Annotated in this window: 20 protein-coding genes; 9 read left to right on the top strand and 11 right to left on the bottom strand. The window is 33.4% G+C overall.

What is annotated here, in order from left to right; genetic code table 11:
* The first annotated feature begins 34 nt into the window (after positions 1-34).
* The 6 genes from HGP29_RS12510 (at position 35) to HGP29_RS12485 (ending at position 12,740) form a co-directional block, all read left to right on the top strand.
* Entirely contained in the window at positions 35-1,711 is a 1,677-nt protein-coding gene (locus tag HGP29_RS12510; RefSeq protein WP_168882745.1) for a DUF6377 domain-containing protein, read from the top strand.
* A gap of 225 nt (positions 1,712-1,936) precedes the next feature.
* Complete coding sequence (locus tag HGP29_RS12505; RefSeq protein WP_168882744.1) at positions 1,937-4,903, top strand: SusC/RagA family TonB-linked outer membrane protein; 2,967 nt, start codon at positions 1,937-1,939, stop codon at positions 4,901-4,903.
* Positions 4,904-4,921: 18 nt separating this feature from the next.
* A complete protein-coding gene (locus HGP29_RS12500; RefSeq protein ID WP_168882743.1) occupies positions 4,922-6,403 on the top strand; it encodes a RagB/SusD family nutrient uptake outer membrane protein in 1,482 nt (493 codons plus the stop codon).
* Between the two features lie 20 nt (positions 6,404-6,423).
* Complete coding sequence (locus HGP29_RS12495; RefSeq protein WP_168882742.1) at positions 6,424-8,184, top strand: hypothetical protein; 1,761 nt, start codon at positions 6,424-6,426, stop codon at positions 8,182-8,184.
* 44 nt (positions 8,185-8,228) lie between these two features.
* Positions 8,229-9,704, top strand: a complete 1,476-nt coding sequence (locus HGP29_RS12490; protein ID WP_211093281.1) for a glycoside hydrolase family 30 protein — start codon at positions 8,229-8,231, stop codon at positions 9,702-9,704.
* Positions 9,705-9,896: 192 nt separating this feature from the next.
* Positions 9,897-12,740, top strand: a complete 2,844-nt coding sequence (locus HGP29_RS12485) for a carbohydrate-binding module family 20 domain-containing protein (protein WP_168882741.1) — start codon at positions 9,897-9,899, stop codon at positions 12,738-12,740.
* A gap of 87 nt (positions 12,741-12,827) precedes the next feature.
* Here HGP29_RS12485 and HGP29_RS12480 read toward each other — a convergent pair whose 3' ends face one another.
* From HGP29_RS12480 to HGP29_RS12445, 8 genes are all read right to left on the bottom strand, one after another.
* A complete protein-coding gene (locus tag HGP29_RS12480) occupies positions 12,828-13,997 on the bottom strand; it encodes a hypothetical protein (RefSeq protein ID WP_168882740.1) in 1,170 nt (389 codons plus the stop codon).
* Between the two features lie 68 nt (positions 13,998-14,065).
* Positions 14,066-14,785: a LytR/AlgR family response regulator transcription factor gene (locus tag HGP29_RS12475; RefSeq protein ID WP_168882739.1), complete on the bottom strand. Its 720-nt coding sequence runs from the start codon at positions 14,783-14,785 to the stop codon at positions 14,066-14,068.
* The gene (locus tag HGP29_RS12470) at positions 14,766-15,614 is read right to left on the bottom strand and encodes a sensor histidine kinase (protein ID WP_211093280.1); all 849 of its coding nucleotides are present in this window, start codon (positions 15,612-15,614) and stop codon (positions 14,766-14,768) included. Before HGP29_RS12470 ends, HGP29_RS12475 begins: the two co-directional genes overlap by 20 nt.
* Positions 15,615-15,838: 224 nt before the next feature.
* A complete protein-coding gene (locus HGP29_RS12465; protein WP_168882737.1) occupies positions 15,839-16,267 on the bottom strand; it encodes a hypothetical protein in 429 nt (142 codons plus the stop codon).
* A 152-nt stretch (positions 16,268-16,419) separates the two neighbouring features.
* Entirely contained in the window at positions 16,420-17,148 is a 729-nt protein-coding gene (locus tag HGP29_RS12460) for a LytR/AlgR family response regulator transcription factor (RefSeq protein WP_168882736.1), read from the bottom strand.
* 249 nt (positions 17,149-17,397) lie between these two features.
* Entirely contained in the window at positions 17,398-18,315 is a 918-nt protein-coding gene (locus HGP29_RS12455; RefSeq protein WP_168882735.1) for an aspartate carbamoyltransferase catalytic subunit, read from the bottom strand.
* A gap of 70 nt (positions 18,316-18,385) precedes the next feature.
* Entirely contained in the window at positions 18,386-18,925 is a 540-nt protein-coding gene (gene pyrR / locus HGP29_RS12450; protein WP_168882734.1) for a bifunctional pyr operon transcriptional regulator/uracil phosphoribosyltransferase PyrR, read from the bottom strand.
* Between the two features lie 56 nt (positions 18,926-18,981).
* Positions 18,982-19,476, bottom strand: coding sequence for an NUDIX domain-containing protein (locus HGP29_RS12445; RefSeq protein WP_168882733.1), 495 nt, complete (start codon positions 19,474-19,476; stop codon positions 18,982-18,984).
* 316 nt (positions 19,477-19,792) lie between these two features.
* Here HGP29_RS12445 and HGP29_RS12440 point away from each other — a divergent pair, with 316 nt between their 5' ends.
* The 3 genes from HGP29_RS12440 to HGP29_RS12430 all read left to right on the top strand — a co-directional run bounded on the left by HGP29_RS12440 (position 19,793) and on the right by HGP29_RS12430 (position 22,388).
* Positions 19,793-20,923 (top strand): hypothetical protein, encoded by a 1,131-nt coding sequence (locus HGP29_RS12440; protein ID WP_168882732.1) that lies wholly within the window; start codon positions 19,793-19,795, stop codon positions 20,921-20,923.
* Positions 20,924-21,268: 345 nt separating this feature from the next.
* Positions 21,269-21,880 (top strand): RIO1 family regulatory kinase/ATPase, encoded by a 612-nt coding sequence (locus HGP29_RS12435; RefSeq protein ID WP_168882731.1) that lies wholly within the window; start codon positions 21,269-21,271, stop codon positions 21,878-21,880.
* Between the two features lie 337 nt (positions 21,881-22,217).
* On the top strand, positions 22,218-22,388 hold the full coding sequence (locus HGP29_RS12430; protein WP_168882730.1) for a hypothetical protein: 171 nt from the start codon (positions 22,218-22,220) through the stop codon (positions 22,386-22,388).
* Here HGP29_RS12430 and HGP29_RS12425 read toward each other — a convergent pair.
* The 3 genes from HGP29_RS12425 to HGP29_RS12415 all read right to left on the bottom strand — a co-directional run bounded on the left by HGP29_RS12425 (position 22,378) and on the right by HGP29_RS12415 (position 24,131).
* Positions 22,378-23,061 (bottom strand): hypothetical protein, encoded by a 684-nt coding sequence (locus tag HGP29_RS12425; protein ID WP_168882729.1) that lies wholly within the window; start codon positions 23,059-23,061, stop codon positions 22,378-22,380. The two genes, HGP29_RS12430 and HGP29_RS12425, sit on opposite strands and share 11 nt — an antisense overlap.
* A gap of 54 nt (positions 23,062-23,115) precedes the next feature.
* On the bottom strand, positions 23,116-23,628 hold the full coding sequence (locus tag HGP29_RS12420; protein WP_168882728.1) for an adenine phosphoribosyltransferase: 513 nt from the start codon (positions 23,626-23,628) through the stop codon (positions 23,116-23,118).
* A gap of 101 nt (positions 23,629-23,729) precedes the next feature.
* Positions 23,730-24,131: a DUF4625 domain-containing protein gene (locus HGP29_RS12415; RefSeq protein ID WP_168882727.1), complete on the bottom strand. Its 402-nt coding sequence runs from the start codon at positions 24,129-24,131 to the stop codon at positions 23,730-23,732.
* Positions 24,132-24,252: the final 121 nt, after the last annotated feature.

Raw genomic sequence — 24,252 nt, 5'->3', positions numbered from 1 at the left:
ATTTTTTGACATTTGATTTTCAACTTACCAGCGTATGAAAAGGAATTTTTTACTACTACTATCCCTATTTATCAGTTTCGACTTTATTGCAGCACCACTTGAAGATGTACAATTAGACTCTTTGTATTCATTATTGGATCAGACCATTGCTGAAAGAGAATCTTATTCCATAGAGAAGAATAGAAAGATAGATCAATTCAGAGTAGTTCTTGAAACGGACTCAACTTCTACAAGAAATAAGTATTTTCTTGCCACTGAAATTTATAATCAATATCTAGTTTTTGAATTTTATGGAGCATTACATTTCGCCTATGAAGCGATCAAATTTGCACAAGAATTGAACGAACCCGAATTAATTCATGAAAGTCAGTTGAATCTTGCTCAGGTACTTGTGATTGCGGGTATTTATCAAGAGTCTTCGGAAATACTCGATAAATTAAATCCTAAAAAGCTGTCTACACATCTGTTACATAAATATTATGTGATTCGTAAGGACTTGTACAATCAATTGTATTTTTATTCACCGACAAAAAAAATCAAAGAAGGTTATAAAGAAGCTTATACTAATTATTGTGATTCTATATTAATGCATGTTCCTGAAAACTCTGAAGAGTTTTTACATATAAGAGAGACGAGGGCTTTAGATAATAGAGATCTTCAATTAGCGTTATCCATCAATTCGAAAAGATTAGCAAGGACTGAATTGGGACATAAATTATATGCAACAGTAGCTTTTGAACGTTCCTTAGTTTATGAAATTGAAGAAAAAATAAACTTTCAAAAAAAGTATTTGATACTTTCAGCAATATCAGACTTAAAAGCTGCAGTAAAAGATAATGCTTCATTAGCAACATTGGCCTTTTTATTATATCATGAAAACGATATTGAAAGAGCTTACAAATACATCAATATCTCCTATGAAGATGCTTTGTTCTATAATTCAAAGTTAAGGGCTATTCAAATCGCAAATATTCTTCCTGTCATATCAAAATCCTATGAAGTACAGTTGAGAGAACAAAAAAGCAGATTACAACACTTCAACATTATTATTACAATAATGACTATAGTTCTAGTTATAGGTTTGTTCTTTATTTATCGACAAGTTAAATCCATTAGAGAGGCAAGGAATATTACTATTACTACAAATAATAAGCTTAGAGATTCTAATAAAGAATTAGTTGATGCGAATGAACAGCTCAATCAACTTCATACTGATCTGTCGACTACAAATATGGTAAAAGAGGTCTATATCGGAGAGTTTTTAAAGATATGTAGTGACTATATAGACAAACTTGAACATCAAAGTTTACATACCCAAAAGATGTTGATTAAAAGAAAGTATGGAGAATTACTAACTGAAATTAAGAATAGTGATGTCCGTAAAATGGAAATGAAACTATTCTATAAAAACTTCGATGAAACTTTCCTTCATATCTACCCTAGCTTCGTAGAGTCTTTTAATAAACTACTTGATAAAGATCAGCCCATCGTTACTAAAAATAAAAATAGCTTAACTACCGAATTAAGAATTTTTGCCTTGGTAAGGTTAGGGATTAACGACAGTAATAAGATTGCGAAGTTGTTAGGCAACTCTGTAACGACGATTTATAACTATAGGGTAAAGATCAAAAATAAGGCTTCTGTAGATAGAGAAAAGTTTGACGATTATGTTATGAAAATTGGAGAGTTTAATAAAAATATAGAAAATTAAGCCTATTTATCATCTATATTTTTCATAGCTATTAATTTAGTTAACTATCTGTATATTAGATTTATAGTGTCTATATGAATCTACATTTTTACTACTATGTGTAGGTAGTACACTTTTAAACTGCCAACTTTGTATTGTTAGCTCGCTGAAGGTCCAGCTGAAAAAATAATTACCCTTCAATTTTTATTCGAGCATCTATTTATATGACATTAAGTTTGTACTATAATGACTAGACATAATACTCTTTATGATTCTGTTGTAAAACGGAGTTGTATTTCATTACTATTCCTTCTTTTACTTCTATCAACAAATATATATGCACAGACATCAACAATAAGTGGGATTGTAACAGATCAATCTGGAGATCCGATTCCAGGAGTGACTATCTTATTAAAGAACACACTTGTTGGTACTACATCGGATTTTGATGGACATTATAAAATTGAGATTAACAATAGTTCTGACATCTTAGTTTTTAGCTATGTGGGTATGGTGACAGAAGAAGTAACTGTTGGTGCCAGATCGACCATTGATATTTCTTTAGCAGAAGACATGATCAAACTAGAAGAATTAGTCGTGATTGGTTATGGATCTCAAGACAAGAAAGACGTTACAGGATCAGTGAGTGTAGTAGGTAGTGAAGATTTAGAATCAAGACTGAATACTCAAGTAGGATCTTTAATTCAAGGTAAAGTAGCCGGTGTACAAGTTCAGGCTTCTTCTGGTAAACCTTCTCAGGGTATATCTATGCGGATTAGAGGTACGAACTCTATCAACGCGGGTTCGGAACCCTTGTACGTTGTTGATGGGGTACCAACCGCAGATACAAGATCATTAAGTCCTTCTGATATAGAAAGTATTTCGGTATTAAAAGATGCCTCAGCTGCGGCTATTTACGGAGCACAAGGAGCGAATGGTGTTGTATTGATTACTACTAAAAAAGGTACTTCAACAAAGCCTACAGTATCATTAGACATATATGGTGGTATTAATGAAGTATGGAGAACTCAAGAGGTATTAAATGGCGAACAATACAGAGATTTAATGACCGAGATGGGATATAATACCGATTGGGAAAATTATCAGAATAATACAGATTGGCAGAATGAAGTATTCCAAACAGGATATACACAAAATTACCAATTGGCTATTTCAGGGAAATCTGATAAGACAAACTATTATATCTCGGGAGGTTTTACAGGGACACAAGGTGCAGTAAGAAGCTCTGAGATGAATAGAGCTAACTTTAAAGTGAATATCGATCAGGAAGTAAATGACTGGTTAAAATTAGGAACTCGCTTATCATATGTAGATTACAATGATGTTGATGTTAAGGATAATCAAGCTGTAAATCAGGGTGGTGTATTATTAGGAGCACTTACAACACCTGCGGTTATTGGAATCTACAATGATGATGGGACATTTACTTCGAATCCTTTTCAAGACTGGGAAAACCCTATTGCGAGTACCGATGGTTCCCAAAGAGGATTCAATAATAAGCGTTTCTTAGGTAACCTATATGCAGAAATAAGCTTTTTGAGAGATTTTAAGTTCAAGACTAATATTGGTATTGATAACAATACAGATAAATACGATTATTTTCTTGATCCTTATAGAACTTCTTATGGGCGAGCATTAAACGGTCAATCGATAGTAAGTCAGAATAACAACTCTTATTATATTTTTGATAATACATTATCCTACGACAAGACATTAGGTAAACATAAAATTCAAGGATTAGTAGGTGCTGTCGTTCAAAAATACCATTGGCAAAGCAGTACTATTGAAAGAAGAAATTTTGCTTCAGATGCAATTTCAACACCCAATGGAGGTTCAGAGATTGCTGCAGCTACAGCTACAGAAGCAGAAAAAGCCAATTCCTCTTTTATTGGTAGAGTAAACTATGCATTCAATAACAAATACCTATTAACTGCCAATATACGAATGGATGGGTCTAGTGCATTTGGTCCACAAAATAGGTGGGGTATATTCCCTTCGTTCTCTGCTGGTTGGAGAATTTCAGAAGAAGCATTTTTAGAAAGTGTAGAAATCATCTCAGATCTGAAACTTAGAGCCGGGTATGGTATTGTAGGTAACGATAATATTGGAACTTATGCTTATATGGGTAAAGTTGGATCGGGTGCTAACTATCCTATTGGTGGTGCCACTCAACCAGGTTCTTACCCTGCATCAATTGAGAACCAGAAGTTGAAATGGGAAGAATCAGAACAAACCAATATTGGTCTTGATGTAGGCTTGGTACAAGATAGAATAGAGCTAACCGTAGATGCTTATATTAAAAGAACAAGCGATTTATTATTAAATGCTCCACTACCAAGATCAACAGGTTACGATAATGCTATCCAAAACATTGGGGCCTTGGAGAACAAGGGTATCGAATTTAATTTAAATACAATAAATGTAGATAAAGAAGTAAGATGGTCGACAAACTTTAATATCTCATTTAACCGAAATGAAGTGACGAATTTAGTGGGACAGGAAATTTATACGGGTAGTATTGCTGGTAGAGGTGAGGCCATTCAAATTAAAGAAGGGCAATCTTTAGGGGTAATTTATGGATATGAATTTTTAGGAGTTGATCCACAAACAGGTAATGCATATTACATGGGAAGTAATGGAGAGTCTACATTTTCACCATCACCTGATGATAGAACAATCATAGGAAACGCAAACCCAGATTTTATTTACGGTTTTACAAATACCTTAAGTTGGAAAGGAATTACATTAAACATCTTCTTTCAAGGGTCTCAAGGGAATGAAATGCTAAATGCAACAAGGATTGATACTGAGGGAATGACAGATGCTAAATCACAAACTACTGCAGTATTGAGAAGATGGAAAAGACCGGGAGATGTAACTGATATTCCTAAATCAAGCCAAGGTAATACAGATAACTCTAGAATCTCAACCCGTTTTGTAGAAGATGCTTCTTACTTAAGACTAAAAGCACTTACAATCGGTTATGACCTTCCTTCAAACCTTCTGGAAAAAATTAGAGTGGGATCATTTAGAGTGTATGCAACAGGTGAAAACCTTTGGACTTTAACCAACTACTCTGGCTATGATCCTGAGGTAAATCAAGGCGGAAATTCAAATACAGTATTAGGAATAGATTATGGTACTTACCCTCAAACAAGAAGTATCATTTTCGGAGCAAACATTTCTTTCTAATTTTTTGATCTACAAAGTATGAAATATAAAAATATTATAGCGGGAGCGATTATAACATTAGGAACAATGTCTTGTGATAAATTCCTTGACTTGCAACCTATTTCAGAAGAGACATCAGATAACGCATATGGTAAAGCTTCTCAGATGGAAAGTGCTTTAGTAGGTGCTTATGAAACTTTTCAATCATCAGAATATTATGTGTGGGACCATGTAGTATTTAGTGATGTGAGATCTGATAATGCATATGCTGGAGGAGATAATCCAGAAGTATTTGAAGCAGATTTGTTAACGATTACACCAATCAACTCTAGAGTATTTAGAAATTGGTCTGAAATCTATAATGGTATTTTAAAAGCAAATACTGTCATCGAAAAAATAGAACTTATAGAAGATCCGGCATTATCGGAAGTTCGAAAAGATCAAATCAAAGGTGAAGCTTTATTTTTAAGAGCATACCATTATTTCACATTAGTAAAATTGCATGGAGGTGTTCCTTTAATATTATCTCCTACAAAATCTACAGACCCTAATGATGTAAGAGTACCAAGAAATACGGTAGATGAAGTTTATGCACAGATTGTTACAGATTTAAATTTATCGGCTTCGCTATTACCTGATTATTATACAGATGAAAATGGTAATGATCTTGGAGGCTCAACGAACAAAGCGAGAGCGACAGCGGGAGCTGCCAATGCATTATTAGCAAAAGTATATGCTCAACACAAGGAGTGGGATAATGCGTTAGAAGCTATTCAAAAAGTAGAAAATTCTACTGCCGGCTACATGCTTTTGTCTGATTATAATCATTTATTCGATGGAGAGCATTATAACAATGACGAATCCATTTTGGAAGTACAATACTTAGGTACGGATGAAGGAAATTTTGGTCCTCAATTGTTACTACCGCCTTCAATTTCTGGAGATACTTGGAGAAAGTTTGTGACACCATCTCAAAACTTAATTGCCGCTTATGACACTGAAGGTGACAATGTAAGAAAAGGAGCTTCTGTACTGTTTGAAAGTGTTGATTGGGTAGATGAATATTGGGGAAATGCTACTGGCTCAACCATCCCATTCTCATACAAATGGAAAAAGGCAATGGGTTGGGCTTCGACCGATAGACCTTATCTATTACGCTTTGGAGATATAGTTTTACTTAAAGCAGAGGCACTAAATGAAATAGGAAATACTTCTTTAGCAATAGTAGAGATAAACAAAATCAGAGCAAGAGTAAATCTCGCCAACCTTTCGGGCTTATCACAAGAGGAATTAAGAGAAAAAATTCTCAATGAGAGAAGGTTGGAATTGGCCCAAGAAGGACACCGCTGGGATGATTTAGTGCGTCAGAATAAGGCTGTTTCCACTATGAACAATCTTGTTGAAATTGATTTGAGAACAGGAAGAGCCGTCAATTATGATATGACTGACGCTAAAATCTTATTACCAATCCCTCAACAAGAATTGGATAGGAACCCTGCATTAGATCAAAATCCATTATAAGAGACAAGACTTCCAAAAAGATGAAAAGAAATATAAAATATATTGTATTGTTTCTCATTGGATTATGGGGAATAAGTTGTACAACAAAATCAAATATGCAACCAGAAGGTGATTGGGACCTTAGCGAGCCAAAGCTCATCATTCCTTCTACTGATGAAATTGTTGAACTGAATGAAGTATTTCCTAATGAAAACCTTGATTTTGAATGGGAACCCTCAATAAATACGGCGGATTATATCATTACATATTCGGTTGTATTAGTTAGAGATACGGCCACTTCTTATGATAATCCTTTAATTGAAGTGGCATCACATAACAATGGTAAAAGTGTAACGGCTAGTATTTCTCATAAAGAAATCGACTTAGCATTGGCACAGGCTTGTTACCCTAAGAATGAAATGGCAAACACTAAATGGGGAGTGAAAGCAACATCATTGTCTAGAGTCGCTTTTTCATCACAGGAAATTAATATTAAAAGATTTTCTGAGAATGAGCTACCACAACAATTATTTATATATGGTACAGCTACTGAAGTAGGTGAAGATCAAGAAAATGCTATCCCAATGAAAGGATTTGTGGATGGAAATGGAGAGATGACACATTTTGAAACTGTGACTTCATTAATCAAAGATGAAACATATCAATTTGTGAGTGGTATTGAGGATCCAGCATTGCGTTACGGAACGGAAAATGGGGAATTAAAATTATGTGGTTCACAAATCACTGCTACAGAAAGTGGTGTATTTATAATTAAAGCTGATTTTAAAACAAATACAGTAGCCACTGAAAAAATCAATTTCTTCAGTATTGTAGGAACTCCTATTGAAGGTGAATGGGGTGGAGATGTTCCGCTAACGTATCAGGGGAATGGATTATTTCAGGATACTGTAAACTTAAAAGCATCAGGAAGTTTTATTATGAGAATTGATGGAGATTGGGGTAGAGTGTATAAACAGAGACCTGGAACCACAAATCTAATTTATGAGGCATTTGCTGATAATGAAGGACTTGATAAAGAAGATTTACAAAACCCTAATGTAGGTGATTATATAGTTTCTGTAGATTTCTTAGGAACAGCATATACTTATTCATTTGAAAAAGTAGAGTCTGAATTACCTCCACTTGTAGCACCAGAAACATTGTTCTTATTGCCTTCAGATGGATCTGAAGCAATCGAATTCAACAAAGATGGCAACACATTTACTTCACCATCTTATTTAGCTCTACAGGCTGAACTTACTTATACTTTAAATTCATCATCTGATGGGTCTGGGACATCCTATATTTTACAAGGAGAAATTGGTGCGACCGAAGATCCTACAGGAGATAATGTATTCGATAGTTCTTCATTAAAAGAAGGGGAAGGAGAAATTACTGTAGCAAGAGACCAAGCTTATCAGTTAACACTAGATTTTGGTACTCCATCTCTATCATGGCAATACTATAATATTAAGTTATTCCACTGGTTAGAATGGGATGATCGAATTGAGGTACAAATGACCTATGAGCATCCGTATACTTTTACCTTAAGTAATGTAGAATTAACTGGAGGAAACGATTCGAAATTTAATTCTCCTTGGGATGTTGAATTTGGAGCTTCTGATGCTGCCGGATCTACCGATGATGCAACGGCTACAACAGGTACGGCCACGAACAAAGCTTTTGCGGACGAGTCTGTAAACATCAACAACTTCAAGTTTATATCAACTGACGGTACTTACAATATTAGTCTCGAGATTTCAAATGATTATCGAACAGCTAATTATTCTGTAACGCAATAAAAAAATTATTGGAGGGGAGCATTTCCCTCCTTAACAAAGATATTATGAAAGAAAATAAAATGAATACATTATTTGGTGTTGTGTTTTTGCTGTGTTCATCTTGGATGAATAATGGGTGTACTGATGAAAAGAATAATGGTACACCTGTCCCTCCACCTCCGGTAGTAGAAGTAGATCATATCGAACTTTATGTTACTTCTACTGAAGACGTCAGAGGTCAAAAAAATCAAGGTCTCCGTCTACAAGAGGATATGGTTGCTTCTGGGTATGATGATTCGTTTCAAACATTAAGAATCGATCAGAATCAAGTTTACCAAGAAATGGATGGTTTTGGGTATACCTTAACAGGAGGAAGTGCCTTACATATCAACAATATGTCTGCAGCCAATAAATCGGCTTTACTTGAGGAATTATTCGGAAGAGAAGATGGGCAAATTGGTGTGAATTATCTAAGAGTAAGTATTGGAGCATCTGATTTAGATGTTGCTCCTTTTTCTTACTCTGAAGTGGAAGATGAAACTCTATCCAATTTCACTATAGCTAAAGATCAAGAAAACCTTATTCCAGTACTTAAAGAAATTGTAGCAATCAATCCTTCAATTAAGATTCTAGCGACACCTTGGTCACCTCCGACATGGATGAAATCTAATAATGAATATAAAGGAGGGTCACTATTAGCATCACATTATGCTGTATATGCTGACTATTTTGTAAAATACCTAGAGGCATATAAGAATGAAGGTATTACAATTGATGCTATTACAATCCAAAACGAACCATTACATCCGGGTAATGTTCCAAGTTTACTTATGGAATCAGATGAAATGGCCAATTTTATTGCAAGTCATTTAGGACCAAAATTCCAAGAAGCAGGTTTAGAAACTAAAATCATAACATATGATCATAATGCAGACAGACCTGATTACCCAATCAATATCATCAACTCAGAAGCAAATCAATATATCAGTGGTTCCGCTTTCCATTTATATGGAGGTGATATCTCAGCACTTTCATCAGTGAAGACAGCGGACCCTTCTAAAGGAATTTACTTTACAGAACAATGGGTTGGAGGAAATGAAGACTTCGGAGGTGCTTTAATGTGGCATTTTGAAAACATGTTTATTGGTGCTCCAAGAAACTGGAGTAAAACGGTATTGGAATGGAACCTAGCAGCCAACTCAAGTTTAGAACCGCATACAGATGGAGGTTGTACAGAGTGCCTTGGTGCTTTAACAATTGATGGTAATACTGTGGATAGAAACGTCGCTTATTACACTGTTGGTCATGCTTCAAAATTTATTCCGTCAGGTTCTTTTAGAATAAAATCGAATAACATGGGAGATCTTCCGAATGTTGCCTTTGTTACTCCGAACAATAAATATGTAGTCTTACTAATGAATAATTCTGATGCACAGAAAAAATTCAATTTAAGAATTACTGGTTCTGAAGAAACATATATTATTTCTATCCCTGCACAAAGTGTTGGTACGATGGTATATGATGGAAATAAAAAGGCATAAAATCATTTTCTCTTAGACTGATGGACACCATTTAGAGGCAAAGAAGATCGACAACTTTTTGTCCACAGACTAAAATGAAAAATTTATAAAACTATTGCTAAAATAAAAAAGGAGGGTATTGGATATCTCTAACTACTCGAAACCAATACCTTCCCTCTAACTTCTCTTGTTTTAACTCTTAATACTAAAGGAATGAAATATCAATTATTACTTTTTTTATTATGTATCAATTTTACTGCTTTCTCTACAGATGTGACTTTTAGTGTAGATGTATCTAATGAAAGCTTGGACGGTAAAGACGTCTATATCGCAGGAGGCTTCTCAGGATGGGGACTTCAACAGATGACAGCTAATGAAAGCAATACTAATATTTATGAAATTACAATAGATGTAGCCGAAGGAAATCACGATTATAAATTTGTGATCGGAAACTGGGAATTAGAAGAGGATATGACAGGGAACGGCTGCTCTGATAACAACAATCGAAAACTATCTATTAATTCAACTGATGCCGTCATTTTACCAACAGAAACATTCAATATTTGTTCAACACCGAAATACGTTAAAGTAACGTTTAGTGTGGACATGAGCAATGAGACTGTTGGGGATGATGGTGTTTTTATGACAGGTTTATATGGATCATGGAATCATAATGACCTAGAATTAGTAGATGATGATAATGACCAAATATATACTAGAGAGCAATATTTAGAAATTGGTTCTGAACATAGTTATAATTTTATCAATGGCAATTGGGAAGATGCTAGAGAAAACTGTTCAGAAGGAAAAAATAGAAAGCTCAAGATTTATAATGATGATATTTCAGTACCTACTGCCACATTTGGCGCATGTGATGATCAAGTAATGGTTACTTTTTCTGTCGATATGTCTGAAGAAGAAGTAGGAGATGATGGTGTTTACATGACTGGGTTGAACAACTCATGGAATCACAATGAAATAAAACTTTATGACTTAGATGAGGACAATGTCTGGGAGACTCAAGTTGCCTTGGATAAAAACTCTACCCACAGTTACAATTTTATCAATGGCAATTGGGAAGATGCTAGAGATATTTGCCCAGAAGGAAAAAACAGAACGGTAGAGGTTTTAGAAGATCATTTAGTAGTACCTACTGTGGCATTTGGAAAATGTAATGAAGAGTTGGTATATATAAGCACTACTTTCCAAGTTGATATGTCTTCCGAAGAACTTGTAGATGAAAAAGTTTTTATTGTTGAATTAAATGGAAAATGGGAACCTAAAGATTGGATAGAAATGTCTGATGAGAATGAAGATGGCATCTATACGGCAACCGTAAATTTACTTCCGGGTGATCAATTCTATAGATTTAATAATGGAAGTAATTGGAATGACGAAGACCTTTCAGGTGAAGAATGTGCAGGTGAAGGTGTAAAAAATAGATATGTTGAAATTGTAAATGATGGTTCAGAAACACCAACGATGACAATTCCAATTGTAGCTTTTAACTCTTGTACATCGACACCTAAGGAAAAAGTGCAAAAAGAGGTGACATTCAAGGTAGATGCATCAGAATTTGAAGACCTTTCCAAAGGGATGTACATCGCTGCTAGTTGGAACTCATGGGAACCTGAAAATTTCACCATGATGAGTGACGAAGATGAGGATGGAATCTGGGAAGTCACTGTCACTTTAGAAGGAAATACTACCCATGAGTATAAGTTCACTTTAGGTGATGATTGGTCAGATATTGAGGATATGCTGAAATCAGGTTGTGAAAAAGAAGGAACCAATAATAGGTATATCACTTTAGATGAGACAGAAGATGCCGTTATTTTAGACGCTGTCAGGTATAATTCATGTACTTCAGAAGTACCCGAATGGATAAAGGTTTCTTTTATGGTAGATGTTAGCGATCTAGAAGCAAAAGAGGCAGTTTCTCTTCAAGGTGAATGGTCTAATGATGCAATTATTATGAATGATCTTGGCAATAATATTTTTTCAAAAGCGGTATACCTTAGAGCAAACGCTATCTATGAATATTCTTTTATGGCAAATGAAGAAGGAGAGGATTTTGAAGGTGAATGTTTGAGTGAATCAAAAAAGAGGACAGTGGCTGTAATGGAAGAAGAACTTACTTTAACAACAGTAATTTTTAACTCTTGTGATGAAAGTGAGAATGAACCATCAGTGAATACGGTTCAAGTTACTTTTAGTGTCAACCTTTCAAAAGAAAAACCTTCAGACGAAGGTGTATTTATTGCAGGGTCTTGGCCTAGCAATGATTGGGATCCAAATTCTTTTGATGCTATGAGTGATGAAGATGGTGATGGAATCTGGGAAGTGACGTTAGAGCTACTTCAAGGTATGACTTATGAATACCAATTTACTATAGGGCAAAATTGGGAGAACACTGAGGATATGACAGATACGGGCTGTGAAGTTGAGGACACAAAAAATAGAAGTATTACCGTAGAAACATCAGACATCGTATTACCAACCGTATGTTTTAATGCTTGTAGTGAATGTTATTTTCCAGTAGTAAGTATTACGGTAAGCGGAGATGACATTACTGAAAAAGGAGGTACTTCTCAAATGATAGCTTCAATATTCCCTATTAACGCTGATGTTCAAACGGTGACTTGGTCAGTAGATAATACAGATATAGCTACTATTGATGCTAATGGCTTGGTAACTGCAATTACCGATGGTCAAGTGATTGTTACTGCGACTTCAACTGAAGATGGCTCGACAGTGAAAGGAACAAAAGAAATTAATATCTCAGGATATACCATTAACTCATTAGAGAGTGAATTGGAGGCTGCGATAAAGGTTTACCCGAATCCGGCAACAGAACGAATTCATATTGCTTCGGAGCAAAATGTATTAGGTATAAATATTTTAGATGCCCAAGGTAAATTGATCCAAGAAGTCAATTTAGGCAATGCTTCGATAAATAATACTGAGGTGAATATTCAGTCTTTATCAAAAGGGCTTTATATCATCAAAATAATTGGGGAAGGATGGAACAAGAGTTCAAAAGTTCTCCTGAAATAACGGACAGTTGTGATACAAATAATTAAATATTCTAAAATGTAGATTCAATGCTAGATATGCAGTAGGCGCTTGCTTACTGCATATTTTTTATAAACTAAATTCGAAGTTCACCCATTGATTATCATCCCATATATCCGTTTGTACAACATTAGAAGCATAATAGGGAGGAGTAAGCAATAACATCCCGTTTGCATGATAATTAAATTGAATTTGCTTATTCTTAGGTATTTCTGAAAGCGGAAAACGGATTTCATAATGGCGATCTCCCAAATCTTCCATCAATACTTTTTGACCAGGCGTTTCTAAAAAAGAAGCATACAAGTACATATTCTTAATTTCAAATCGATTGGAATAAGTTCGCTCCCAAAAAGTCAGTAGGTCAGAATCGTTTAAATGCCAAGAAAATACAATTTCATTACCTTGAATTGTATACCCTTGAATATTATCAATGTTAGGGATTTTATAAGTGAAATTATATTCTCTTGTACCCGTAAAATGTCCTAATTTATTACTTGCATAGAAAGGAGGGTTTACCCAAACTCTACCATTTATAATAAACTTAAATTCTCCCCAAGTATTTACATCTTTCAAAGCCAAAGACTTATAGTATTTATCTCCGACTTTATTCATTTTAAAATATTGAGACCAAGCATTAAAGCTCCCTGCAACTTCTACATAATCAATCATATCTGGATGGTAATTTTCTTGTATACCATAACCGTCATTGACTAAAGCATAGATATTTGGATCAAAAATAAACTGAATTGAATCATCTTTAAGTTGATATGCCATTTCATATTCTGAATCTAGAATATATAGTTGCCAAACAAGGTACATTCTCAACAAGGAAAAATCCCAGTTATGAGGGTTTGTAAATCTAGGTGTATGAATATTTTTACCAAAGAAAAAAGGAAGAGTGACTGCATACCTTTCATTGATAATAAATAAAAAGTCTCCACCTACAGGTTGAATATGGTTTTTAGCTTTAGGAATAACCCAATAATCTCCATTAAATATTAGTTCATCTGTTAAAGAATAATCATTGAAAGCACCTAATACATTTACTTTCTTTATTTTGATATCCTTTGCCTTATGGAAATAAGACGAGTCTTCATGAAAGTTTGGAGCATGAGCTGTCTCAAAGAAATCGGTATTTTTAAGATCAATAAAGTTCATGATCTCAGATTCTTTTAGGATAAAATAGACTGAATCATCTTTTAATTCATACCCTAAAATTTCTCCGCCTCGATTAGACATTGTTTCTTCATTCCCATAGTTACATGAAAAAAGAAAAAGAGACACTATGGAAAAAAGGAAATACCTCATTACTTCAATCCTTTAATAATTAAATTCCCTTGTGTTAGTTGATCAGTAATTTCCTGTTTCTGAGAACGACTCATACTTATCATTTGATTTTTTACAATAACACAATTTCCTTCAATGGCTTCTACTGCATCCATATTTACAATAAACGATTTCTGAACCTTTATAAAGGTAGAAGGCAATTTATCTTGGATCTCTTTTAAAGTAAGATGAGTGAGGTGTTCACTATCAGAAGTGACAATATTGATATAGTTGTTTTTGGACTCTATATATTGAATCTCTTTACACCAAATTTTCTTGATTTGTTGTTCTACTTTGATAAAAAGAAAATGATCCTCTTTTTCATTTGCGGAAAATGAGTCTCTTGCTTTAATACAACTTTTGTAGAATCGATCAAACGATATGGGCTTAAGTAAATAATCTAAAGTATTTACCTCATAGCTTTGAATTGCATATTCAGAATATGCTGTAGTAAATACTACCATTGGAGGGTTATTCAAAGACTTTACCCAATCAATACCCGATAAGTAGGGCATGTTAATATCACAGAAACATAAATCTATCTGTTGTTCATCAATGATTTCTTGTGCTTTCATAGCTGAACTCACGGTCCCTTTTAAATCTAAAAAAGGAACTTGTTCGACATAACTTGCTAGACCTTCTCGAGCTAGTTCTTCATCATCAATGATTAAGCATTTTAAGTTAGATTTTGACACTGGCATGATAGATATTGTTGAGTTGATAAGTAGAGAATTCAAAATTGTCTCCGTACAATAAGTTCAGACGCTTTTTAATATTAGAGAGACCAATTCCGCTATATTTTTTGTCATCAGATAGCTGTATTACACTATCATCTGTGGAGTTTCTTATTTTAAAGACACAAGAATTTCCATTTTGTTGCAAATTGACATAAATAAAATTCTCTTCATCTTCCCTTTGAGAAACATATTTCAAAGCATTTTCAACGAGAGGCAGAAATAAGAGAGGTGGAATTTGATAGTTATCGTTTTCAAAATTGATGATAACATCTACCTTAACATTTTCTCTCTTTCTGAAATTTTGAATCTTTATTAAATGATTAAGATAATCAACTTCCTTCTTTAATGGAACAAAGTCCTGTTCACATTCATAGAGCTGATATCTTAACATATCACTTAATGTTAGCAATAAATCCTGAGCATTTTTTGGATCTTTTACAATCAACCAAAAAATAGTATTTATAGTATTAAATAAAAAATGGGGGCTTAGTTGTCCTTTCAAGAAATTTAGTTCAGCTTTTGTCTTTTCAAGGATTAGGGCCTGCCTAATCTTTAGTTGTTTTAAATACTCGAATACTATTTCTATACCTGCTCCAATACCAAAAGGGAAAAACACTTCGGAAAAGTCTTCTACTGAGATCGTTGATCTAAAATTGGAAGAAATATAATAGTTCCATTTAAAGAACCACATAAGCTCCGTATTGAGATAGAGTATAATGATAAAGCAGAGGAGAATAGAGACGATTCCTAAAGTAATTTTCTTTATTTCAATAAAATAGAAGCACAGTTTCATACCAAGGATTGTGAGTCCACACTTTAACAAAGCAGACGCAAAATCAAGTAATACAAAATGCTTTAGGCCTAACCATTGAAATTGAAGAGAAAAATAGTCTTCGAAAATATACAAAAGAAAGAAGGCCATGAAATATCCGAGAATAGATATGAAGTAGGTGCGTGATAAGTTCATGTGTTTAAATCTTCTTTCTTTTGAATACAAATTTCATTCCTTATTCCTGCCTATTGGGGGCAAGCGTCATAAGTGAAATCTTTAATATAATTCTCTTGGTCAAGGTCTTCACTAGTGATATAAAATGATGTAGAACCTACTACTTCCCCTGTTTGAGGGTGATAGAATTTTACAGAGTAAGGACCATACGATAATTCTTCATCGTAAGACAAGTGATAAACACCATCAATTGGACTTACAGTTGTCATAAAATCTAAACCGTTTGAGTTTAAAAGATTGACCGACAATGGCTCTTCACAGCCACCTTCAACCGGTTGCATATTGATTTGTAAAAAAGCTTCCACATCTAACAAAGCAGCAGGTGCATCGCTTGCATTGTTTGCAGGATTTAATTCTGGAATGATATTGCCTTCGGATGCACATGATACAGCAAATAAAGAGAAAATAGATACGATAATAAATCTTGATAGCGTGTTCATAATATTGACATTTTAATTTGAGTAATACTTTGCTTTCGATGACTCAAATATCTTTGAACACTCTTTTTTATTGAATTAATTTTGGTGAGATGCATCTACATGATGGTGAAATGCGCAATAATCTGTTTTTCAAAGTTTCAATAGTTACCGATTTACATTAAATGGCCCTGCGTAAAAGAATCAATAACATCTTTTTTTAATGATCTACTAATGTTGATAAGTACATTATTGATAATCACAGAATTACCTTCTATTGCAGTAACATAATTCATATTTATGATAAAAGACTTCTGAATTTTGATGAAATCAGATTTTGGCAAAACTTGCTGAACATCTTTCAATTTCATCAACGTAGAATATTTATTGTCTTGTGTCACAATCTGTATATAGTTGTTTTGGGATTCTATATATAGAATATCATCATAGTTGATCTTATAGATACGGTTATCACTTCGAATAAATAAAGAAGTACGTTGCTTTCTTTGTGATTTTGAAAAATAAGTCGCTCTGTATCGTTCCCTAATTTTTAAAACACTCTTATAGAATTTTTTCATGGTGAGAGGTTTCAGAAAAAAATCGATAGAGTTATAATCAAATGCTTTGACAGCATGACTTGCATCATCCGAAATGAAAACGCATAACTGTTCTGTTCGAAGGCTTTCAAACCAATCAAAACCAGAGATATAGGGGAGGTCTACATCAATAAATAATACATCTAATGTCTTAATTGTTTTAGACATATCTGCTTCTAATGGTGACTGATGTACTTCCAAAAGCGAAAGAATATCAGTTTCATTAAAAAGTTGCTCAATTTGACACCTAAAATGTTCATCGTCCGTTAATAGACCGCAGGTAATAACGGTTTTAGTACTATTAGACATGATAATCAATTTTGTAATTTTTGGTTCGGGTAAACATTGTAATCTTTCAGTTTCTCATGAAGAGATGAGAGGTAATAGCAATGTTAATTTTATAATCGCACTAATGAAGAATTGTTTAGTAAGCGTAAAAGTAGAAATAAATTCTGTAATTGATGAATATCTAAGAATTAAAGTGATGTTTTTTGAAGAAATAAAAAAGCGTAACCTAATTCAATTAGATTACGCTTAAGATTATTTTTTTATTAGCTACTATTTTTTTCCAGCTAATAGATATAGTGCAGCCATTCTTGTTGCTACTCCATTTTCAACTTGATCAAGTATAATCGCGTTTTCACAATCAGCAACATCTGAAGTGATTTCTACACCTCTATTGATTGGACCCGGATGCATTACTACGATTTCTTTGTCTAGAGAATCCAACAATTCTTTATTTAGACCAAAGTGTTGCGAATACTCGCGGATAGAAGGGAAGTTTTTCACCAATTGACGTTCCATCTGAATTCTCAGCATATTGGCAACGTCGCACCATTCTAATGCTTTTCTTAGGTCATGTTCTACTCTTACTCCAAGTTGGTCAATATATTTAGGAATAAGAGTATGAGGTCCACAGACCATTACTTCAGCACCTAATTTTTGCAGAGCGAAGATATTAGATAAAGCCACTCTAGAATGTAGAATATCACCAACGATAACCACTTTTTTGCCTTCTACTGTTCCTAGTCTTTCTCGAATTGAATAAGTATCAAGAATAGCCTGAGTAGGATGCTCATGAGTACCATCACCTGCATTAAGGATTGTGGCATCAATATGCTTAGATAAGAAGTGAGGGGCACCAGGGCTAGAGTGACGCATCACTATAATATCCACTTTCATTGATAGGATATTATTGACAGTATCTAGAAGTGTTTCACCCTTTTTTACTGAACTTCCACTCGATGAGAAATTGATAACATCGGCAGATAAACGCTTTTCAGCCAGTTCAAATGATAATTTTGTACGTGTTGAGTTTTCAAAAAAGATATTCGCAATAGTAATATCTCTCAACGAAGGAACTTTCTTAATAGGTCTGTTGATTACTTCTTTAAATTGATCAGCAGTTTGAAAAATTAGTTCCAAATCTTCTTTGGTCAGGTCTTTGATTCCGAGAAGGTGTTTCGTACTTAACATTATATCTTAAATTCTATCAGTATTTTTTCTCATAAAAAAACGGCGATCAAAACGAAAGCCGTTAAATAATTTATTGATTAATAAGCCAAAGCGTATCCTCCGCATGGCCTTCCTCTTTCCATTCTGCTGTGATATATTGAGATTGAATTGAGTTAACTACCTTACCCACGTAAGTAGGTTCGATAGGTAAATCTCTGCTGTATTTACGGTCAATCAAACACAATAACTCAACTTTCTTAGGACGACCAAATGCCATCATTGCATCTAATGCTGATCGGATAGAACGTCCTGTGAAAATCACATCATCAATTAAGATTACATTCATATTTTCAATTAAGAAAGGAATCTCCGTCTTACTAGGTGTAAGAATATTTTCTCTTCTACGGTAATCATCTCTATGGAAAGTAATATCCAACTGACCACAAGGCACCTCAATATTCTCTAACTCCATGATACGTTTTTTGATACGCTCAGAAAGAATAATTCCGCCTTGTTGAAGTCCAATGATCACTGTATTTGAGAAATCTCCATGATTCTCAATAAGTTGCTGACTTAATCTACTAATTGTGATGTCAAGTAATTGACTTTGTAAAATGCTAACTTTCGCCATTATTGTTTTAGAAGTTATACAGGTTCTTAATACCTGTTTGATTCTAACTTACAAGTTTACAAATTTTCTGTCAAATTGCTGTAAAATCCTTCCATTTTGATAAGGTCTTTTAACGAATTACAATGACGGAATAAATGATGCTTTTCATCTTGGTGCTTTTCTTGGAGCTCATCAAAATCAATAAAAACCATATTTTCAAGTACTTGTTGCTCCATTTCAGGGTCATAACCCAATTTTAAAGTACCTCCCGTTTTTTCAACGAGAAAAAATAATTCTATACCATGTAAGGGCAAATCAAAGAACTCATGAGTAAAAAGATGTTTTTTAATGGTAATGTCTAATCCAGTTTCCTCTAAAAATTCTCGCTTCAGAGCATCCTGAACTGTTTCACCATATTCTAGTCCACCACCTGGAGGAGCCCAAAAAATTCCTCTAGGACCAATCCCTTTGTGAACTGCCATGAGAATTTTATTGTTCTCTATAAGTATACCGCAAACTCTTACTCTTAAGCGATGCCCAAACGTATTTTCTACTTCTTTTGAATTCTTCATTGTGTTTAATTTATCTATCACAAATGTAACAATAGAAGTAAATACATTTTAATTTTATTAATACACCTAATTTTAAATCACGTCATATAACATTTAATACTCAGTAAAAACCCCAATTATTATATTGGTAAAATCATATTTATCATCCTATACTTTTCAATAGAATTATAGTTGGGAAATCTTAAATTATAGTACTAATTATTAATAATTTATAATACTATTAAGAGTTTATTTTGTTAAGGCAATAAGTAACAAAAAAGTTGGTATTAAAAGAGATAGGATTTGTATATTGATATGGAATTAAATTAAAAATGATATGTTAAAACGATGTTCTATTCTACTACTAACATTAATTATCAACGTTTCTTGCTCAATAAAAAATAAACCTATAGAAGAGATTAAAAGTAGCCCATCACCAGAGGATTATGTTATTGATAAATTTGAAGACCATTCTATAGTTTTATTAGGAGAAGATCATGGAATAAAACAAAATCTTGATTTTGTAAGAAATATGATTCCCACCTTATATGAAAATGGTATTTATCAGATAGGGATGGAGTTTGGCGCTTTTGAAGTTCAAGATCTATTGGACTCTTTACTTGCTGCTCCAGAATATCATGATGCACTAGCTAAGGAAATGATGTATTTCTACAATGTGGGTTGGGCGTATAAAGATTATAGAGATATTTATAAAAGTGCTTGGGAATTCAATCAAACCTTACAGCCTGATCAGAGAAAATTTCGGATTGTCAATTTAAGTTACCATTTCGATTGGACTAAGTTCAATATGGATGACAAAGAATGTATGGGAGATGTTTTCTATAGAGGAGAAATTGATTCTTTCCGATATGAGTTAGTAAAAAGAGAAATTGTGGAGCCTAAAGAAAAAGCATTATTATTAGTGGGAACACCACATGCTTTTACCAAGTTTCTCAATAAGAAGTTGCCTGTTACCTTAAAGAAAGATTGTCCCTGCCAAAGTGTATTCCTCGGGAATCGATTATATGATCTTTTAGAAGATGATATTTGTACTATCTTACTACACCAAGGGTTTTATGGAACTGAAGCAAGTGATTATAAATTAATATCTCCAGCCGATGGAAAAATTGAAGCTTTAATGAAGCAAAATAATTATAAACCAGTAGGCTTTGATCTTACGGGAACCGTTGGAGAGTTCAGTGATCATAGTTTTTATAGCAGTTGTCATGATTCCTTTAAATTGCAAGATTTCTTTGACGGATATATTTTCTTAGCTCCCTTTTCTGAAATGGAAGGCTGTACTTTTGATGACTACTTTTATGAAGGAAAAGACTATGCATCGGAGATCTATCCTGAGATTCCAGACCCAAATTGGAATCCAAGACCAAGATCAGCAGAAGAATATATTCAACAAAGAAAAGAATACGTAGATATTAAAAATAGATACAAAGACATTATAATCAACTAAGTAATAAGGCTCTCAAGAAATTTGAGGGCCTTTTTGTTTTTTTAGGATCACAATAAATATCGTTAAAGGTGATTATATCTTTTTTTGAATGGTGTCTTATCTATGAAACCTATAATTAATCCGTTAACCAAAAGTGTTATGTGACCACAAATGAGTCTGTGTATATTGTTATGTGTAATTGCAAGTAATAGAAATTTTTAGTAATTTTGTATTACTATAATTATTTAAAGAAAAAATGTGAATATATCGATATAAGCTACTTTGGTTTCAGTCGATTAAAGTGTGTTCAATAAATTTTTTAATAACAAGTCTATTACTGTATAATTAAACTAATCAAATACTCCTATGAAATCTTATGTATTATCTTTCGCTCTAGCTTTTTGTTTCCAACTAACAACTGTGTTTGGTCAGAGCGTTGCTGAAGATGTAAGTTCTTATGTAAATCAATTAAATCAAATCTCTACCTTAACAACTGTTCAAAAGCAAGAAATTTCTACTTTGAGAACAAAATATGAAAAGGATCTTCTTGCATTAGGATCAGCAGACCTTGACAAGAAAAACCAACTTCTTATCTTGTTTTTACAGAAAAGAGAAAATGTTCTTGAGAGAGAGCAAAGGGTAGCTATCAATGCGAAAGAGATCACAGAGAAAGAAACAGAAGAATTAAAAAGTATTCTTTCATTAGACAACAATCAGTTTAACGTCATCCATACTGATTTTTCTAATTTTAATACTTTATTGATGAATGCTAAGCAAGCATATGCAATAAATAGCCAAGAGTATTTGGAAGTAAGTACTATGATTGCAGATCGTAAATTTGAAACGATTAATGCAAACTGTACTGTACAACAGCAAAATCATTTCAAAGCACATAAAGATATTTATCGTAAAAGCATCTCAAGCTTTATGACAAAATATATTTATTATAATCAGGATACTAAATTAGTATCTAGATAATGAGCCTCAGGACTCTAACACTGAAAACCTAATTTTTTTAAATGCAACAAATTTTACTCAACTTATTTACACTTCCATGTATTGCGGCCTTACTTATTTTTGCTTCTCAGTTGAAGAAAAATAAAGTACTTCAATATAAAATCCGCATGATGGTTTTGAGACTTTTCTTCTAAACCAAATTATAGCATCATACACCAATGATGCTATAATTTTAATAAATTAAGGTTGCAAGTTGCAACTATTAATTATTAATAATCTTTTTAATAAACTCGATAAACAAAATATGTATAACTGAAAGAGGGGAGATTTCGATTATGTATTTAAAACATTATTAATCATGATCAATCACTTTAAAGCCTTTTGGATAGGGTTAATTATAATAATAGGTTTCTTCTGTATCAGTTTAAATATGGTAGCTTCTCCAAGAACTACTTCAAACTACCTAAAAAGTGATGTACATAAACACTTAGAGGTACCTCACCTTTTAGATAAAATATTTAATCGTTAAAGACAAAACAACCTACACCTGATGGATCTTTAAGTACAATATTATCTACAATACCTTCCTCATTGAAATGAGTGATTTCCTCAGCAATAGGAGTATTGCTTTCTCGAATATTATTGATAACGATGGGGTTCTTTTCTTTACCATTGAAAAATGTCATTGATGGATTAAAGAATTGATGGGGACACATTCCGTATTTCATTAAGCTAATAATATCTCCATTGTTGTTGGTCATGCTTACCCATCCTTGGTCCACATTTCCCATTCCTATCGTAAAACCTAAATTTTCCCAGAACCCAACAGAAGCATTCATATTGATAGTTTCAATACTAATACCCATATAGTTACCAAGTATACTAGTTTTCTCTGATATCAATTTGGGTGGTTCTTGATTTACAATAGTCATTAATATTCCAGCAGGAGTCATCACTGTAATTTCTCCATTCTCACTTTCATTATAGAACACATTGTTCTTTTTAATCAAATCGATTGCTTCTGAATTAAAGTATAAAATACCTTTACGATCTGTAGGAATAGAGCTTAAAGCAATCTGAACTTCTTTTGAAACTGCCCAGATTCTATCCTTTTCTTTAATGATTTCAAAACCAAGATCAATATAATAAGCTGCTGTATTAAGCTGAGATGTATCGGTACTTGAGAGAAATAAATTGGCCATATAGAATTTAAGAGAGTAAAAAAATAGACTACCTTATAAGATAGCCTATTTTATTTAATATTCAATAAGAGCATTTATGTGATGCCCTTTTAATTTATCTTTTCCGTTGAGGAAGGTTAGGTCAATGAGAAAATCTAATTGGACAACTTCAGCTCCTTGGCTTTCCACCATTTTAACTACTGCTTCTGCCGTTCCTCCTGTAGCTAATACATCATCATGGATTAAGACTTTATCTCCCTTTTCTATCGCTCCTAAATGCATTTCTAAAGTGTCTGTCCCGTATTCTAATGCATACTCCTGTTTAACGGTCTTGTATGGAAGTTTTCCCGGTTTACGAACGGGTACAAATCCAGCGTTAATTTCATTGGCGATCATTGGGCCAAAAAAGAAACCTCTAGATTCCATTGAAACTACTTTAGTAATCCCTTTGCCTTTAGCTAATGCTACAAACTGTTGAAGTGCTTCTTTTACTGCCTCAGGAGCAATAAGTAAAGTTGTAATATCTTTAAAACCAATTCCTGGTTTTGGAAAATCTTGTACGTCTCTAATGTATTTTTTTAAATCCATTCTTCTTTTTTATTTTTTTGGAAAGGACAATATAATAAAGTTATCAGAGCATGGGTACAAACTAAGCATTTGTTAGGAACATTTATTCCAATCGAAATAGTCTAATGTTCCTCTAGACGAAATGTTTGTGATAATTGGGTCTGATATCCATTCTTATCTGATAAATACAAAATTATTTCATATTCGCCAGAAGCATCCTTTGGAATACTGTATTGACCATGAAATTCATATTCTGTAAGATCATCATAAATAAAAGTTGAATTCCAATGCTGAGTAGCTTCATCCGTAGGTTTAATATCTACTCTTAGATAAGCAAAATCTATATAACTAAACGAGGCATTTAATCCTAAGTACTCCGTAGTGTCTTCTTCAATAATATGATCTGTCTCTATTTCATATATCTGAACAAGTTCTTTTTGAAACTCATCATTGTCCTGACAACCGACTGATCCAAATAATACTATAATGAGAAAAAGATAATTTTTTAGTAGGTGTTTTTTCATAATATCTGGTTTACATCATTAATAGACAGTGGAAATATTGAAATGGTTGGTGGTCCAAATGTTAAGAAATCAACGAAAAACACCATTTTGTTTAACTATTGAAACGAAAAGAATAAACAAA

Source organism: Flammeovirga agarivorans, assembly GCF_012641475.1.
GTDB classification, from domain to species: domain Bacteria; phylum Bacteroidota; class Bacteroidia; order Cytophagales; family Flammeovirgaceae; genus Flammeovirga; species Flammeovirga agarivorans.
Note: the sequence above shows the minus strand (reverse complement) of the source record. Positions and strands in the feature narration are given on the sequence as shown.

Excerpts from the sequence above, each read along its gene's own strand:
- HGP29_RS12510 (WP_168882745.1), top strand. The coding sequence starts at position 35 with ATGAAAAGGAATTTTTTACTACTACTATCCCTATTTATCAGTTTCGAC.
- HGP29_RS12505 (WP_168882744.1), top strand. The coding sequence starts at position 1,937 with ATGACTAGACATAATACTCTTTATGATTCTGTTGTAAAACGGAGTTGT.
- HGP29_RS12500 (WP_168882743.1), top strand. The coding sequence starts at position 4,922 with ATGAAATATAAAAATATTATAGCGGGAGCGATTATAACATTAGGAACA.
- HGP29_RS12495 (WP_168882742.1), top strand. The coding sequence starts at position 6,424 with ATGAAAAGAAATATAAAATATATTGTATTGTTTCTCATTGGATTATGG.
- HGP29_RS12490 (WP_211093281.1), top strand. The coding sequence starts at position 8,229 with ATGAAAGAAAATAAAATGAATACATTATTTGGTGTTGTGTTTTTGCTG.
- HGP29_RS12485 (WP_168882741.1), top strand. The coding sequence starts at position 9,897 with ATGAAATATCAATTATTACTTTTTTTATTATGTATCAATTTTACTGCT.
- HGP29_RS12480 (WP_168882740.1), bottom strand. The coding sequence starts at position 13,997 with ATGTCTAATCGAGGCGGAGAAATTTTAGGGTATGAATTAAAAGATGAT.
- HGP29_RS12475 (WP_168882739.1), bottom strand. The coding sequence starts at position 14,785 with ATGCCAGTGTCAAAATCTAACTTAAAATGCTTAATCATTGATGATGAA.
- HGP29_RS12470 (WP_211093280.1), bottom strand. The coding sequence starts at position 15,614 with ATGAAACTGTGCTTCTATTTTATTGAAATAAAGAAAATTACTTTAGGA.
- HGP29_RS12465 (WP_168882737.1), bottom strand. The coding sequence starts at position 16,267 with ATGAACACGCTATCAAGATTTATTATCGTATCTATTTTCTCTTTATTT.
- HGP29_RS12460 (WP_168882736.1), bottom strand. The coding sequence starts at position 17,148 with ATGTCTAATAGTACTAAAACCGTTATTACCTGCGGTCTATTAACGGAC.
- HGP29_RS12455 (WP_168882735.1), bottom strand. The coding sequence starts at position 18,315 with ATGTTAAGTACGAAACACCTTCTCGGAATCAAAGACCTGACCAAAGAA.
- pyrR (WP_168882734.1), bottom strand. The coding sequence starts at position 18,925 with ATGGCGAAAGTTAGCATTTTACAAAGTCAATTACTTGACATCACAATT.
- HGP29_RS12445 (WP_168882733.1), bottom strand. The coding sequence starts at position 19,476 with ATGAAGAATTCAAAAGAAGTAGAAAATACGTTTGGGCATCGCTTAAGA.
- HGP29_RS12440 (WP_168882732.1), top strand. The coding sequence starts at position 19,793 with ATGTTAAAACGATGTTCTATTCTACTACTAACATTAATTATCAACGTT.
- HGP29_RS12435 (WP_168882731.1), top strand. The coding sequence starts at position 21,269 with ATGAAATCTTATGTATTATCTTTCGCTCTAGCTTTTTGTTTCCAACTA.
- HGP29_RS12430 (WP_168882730.1), top strand. The coding sequence starts at position 22,218 with ATGATCAATCACTTTAAAGCCTTTTGGATAGGGTTAATTATAATAATA.
- HGP29_RS12425 (WP_168882729.1), bottom strand. The coding sequence starts at position 23,061 with ATGGCCAATTTATTTCTCTCAAGTACCGATACATCTCAGCTTAATACA.
- HGP29_RS12420 (WP_168882728.1), bottom strand. The coding sequence starts at position 23,628 with ATGGATTTAAAAAAATACATTAGAGACGTACAAGATTTTCCAAAACCA.
- HGP29_RS12415 (WP_168882727.1), bottom strand. The coding sequence starts at position 24,131 with ATGAAAAAACACCTACTAAAAAATTATCTTTTTCTCATTATAGTATTA.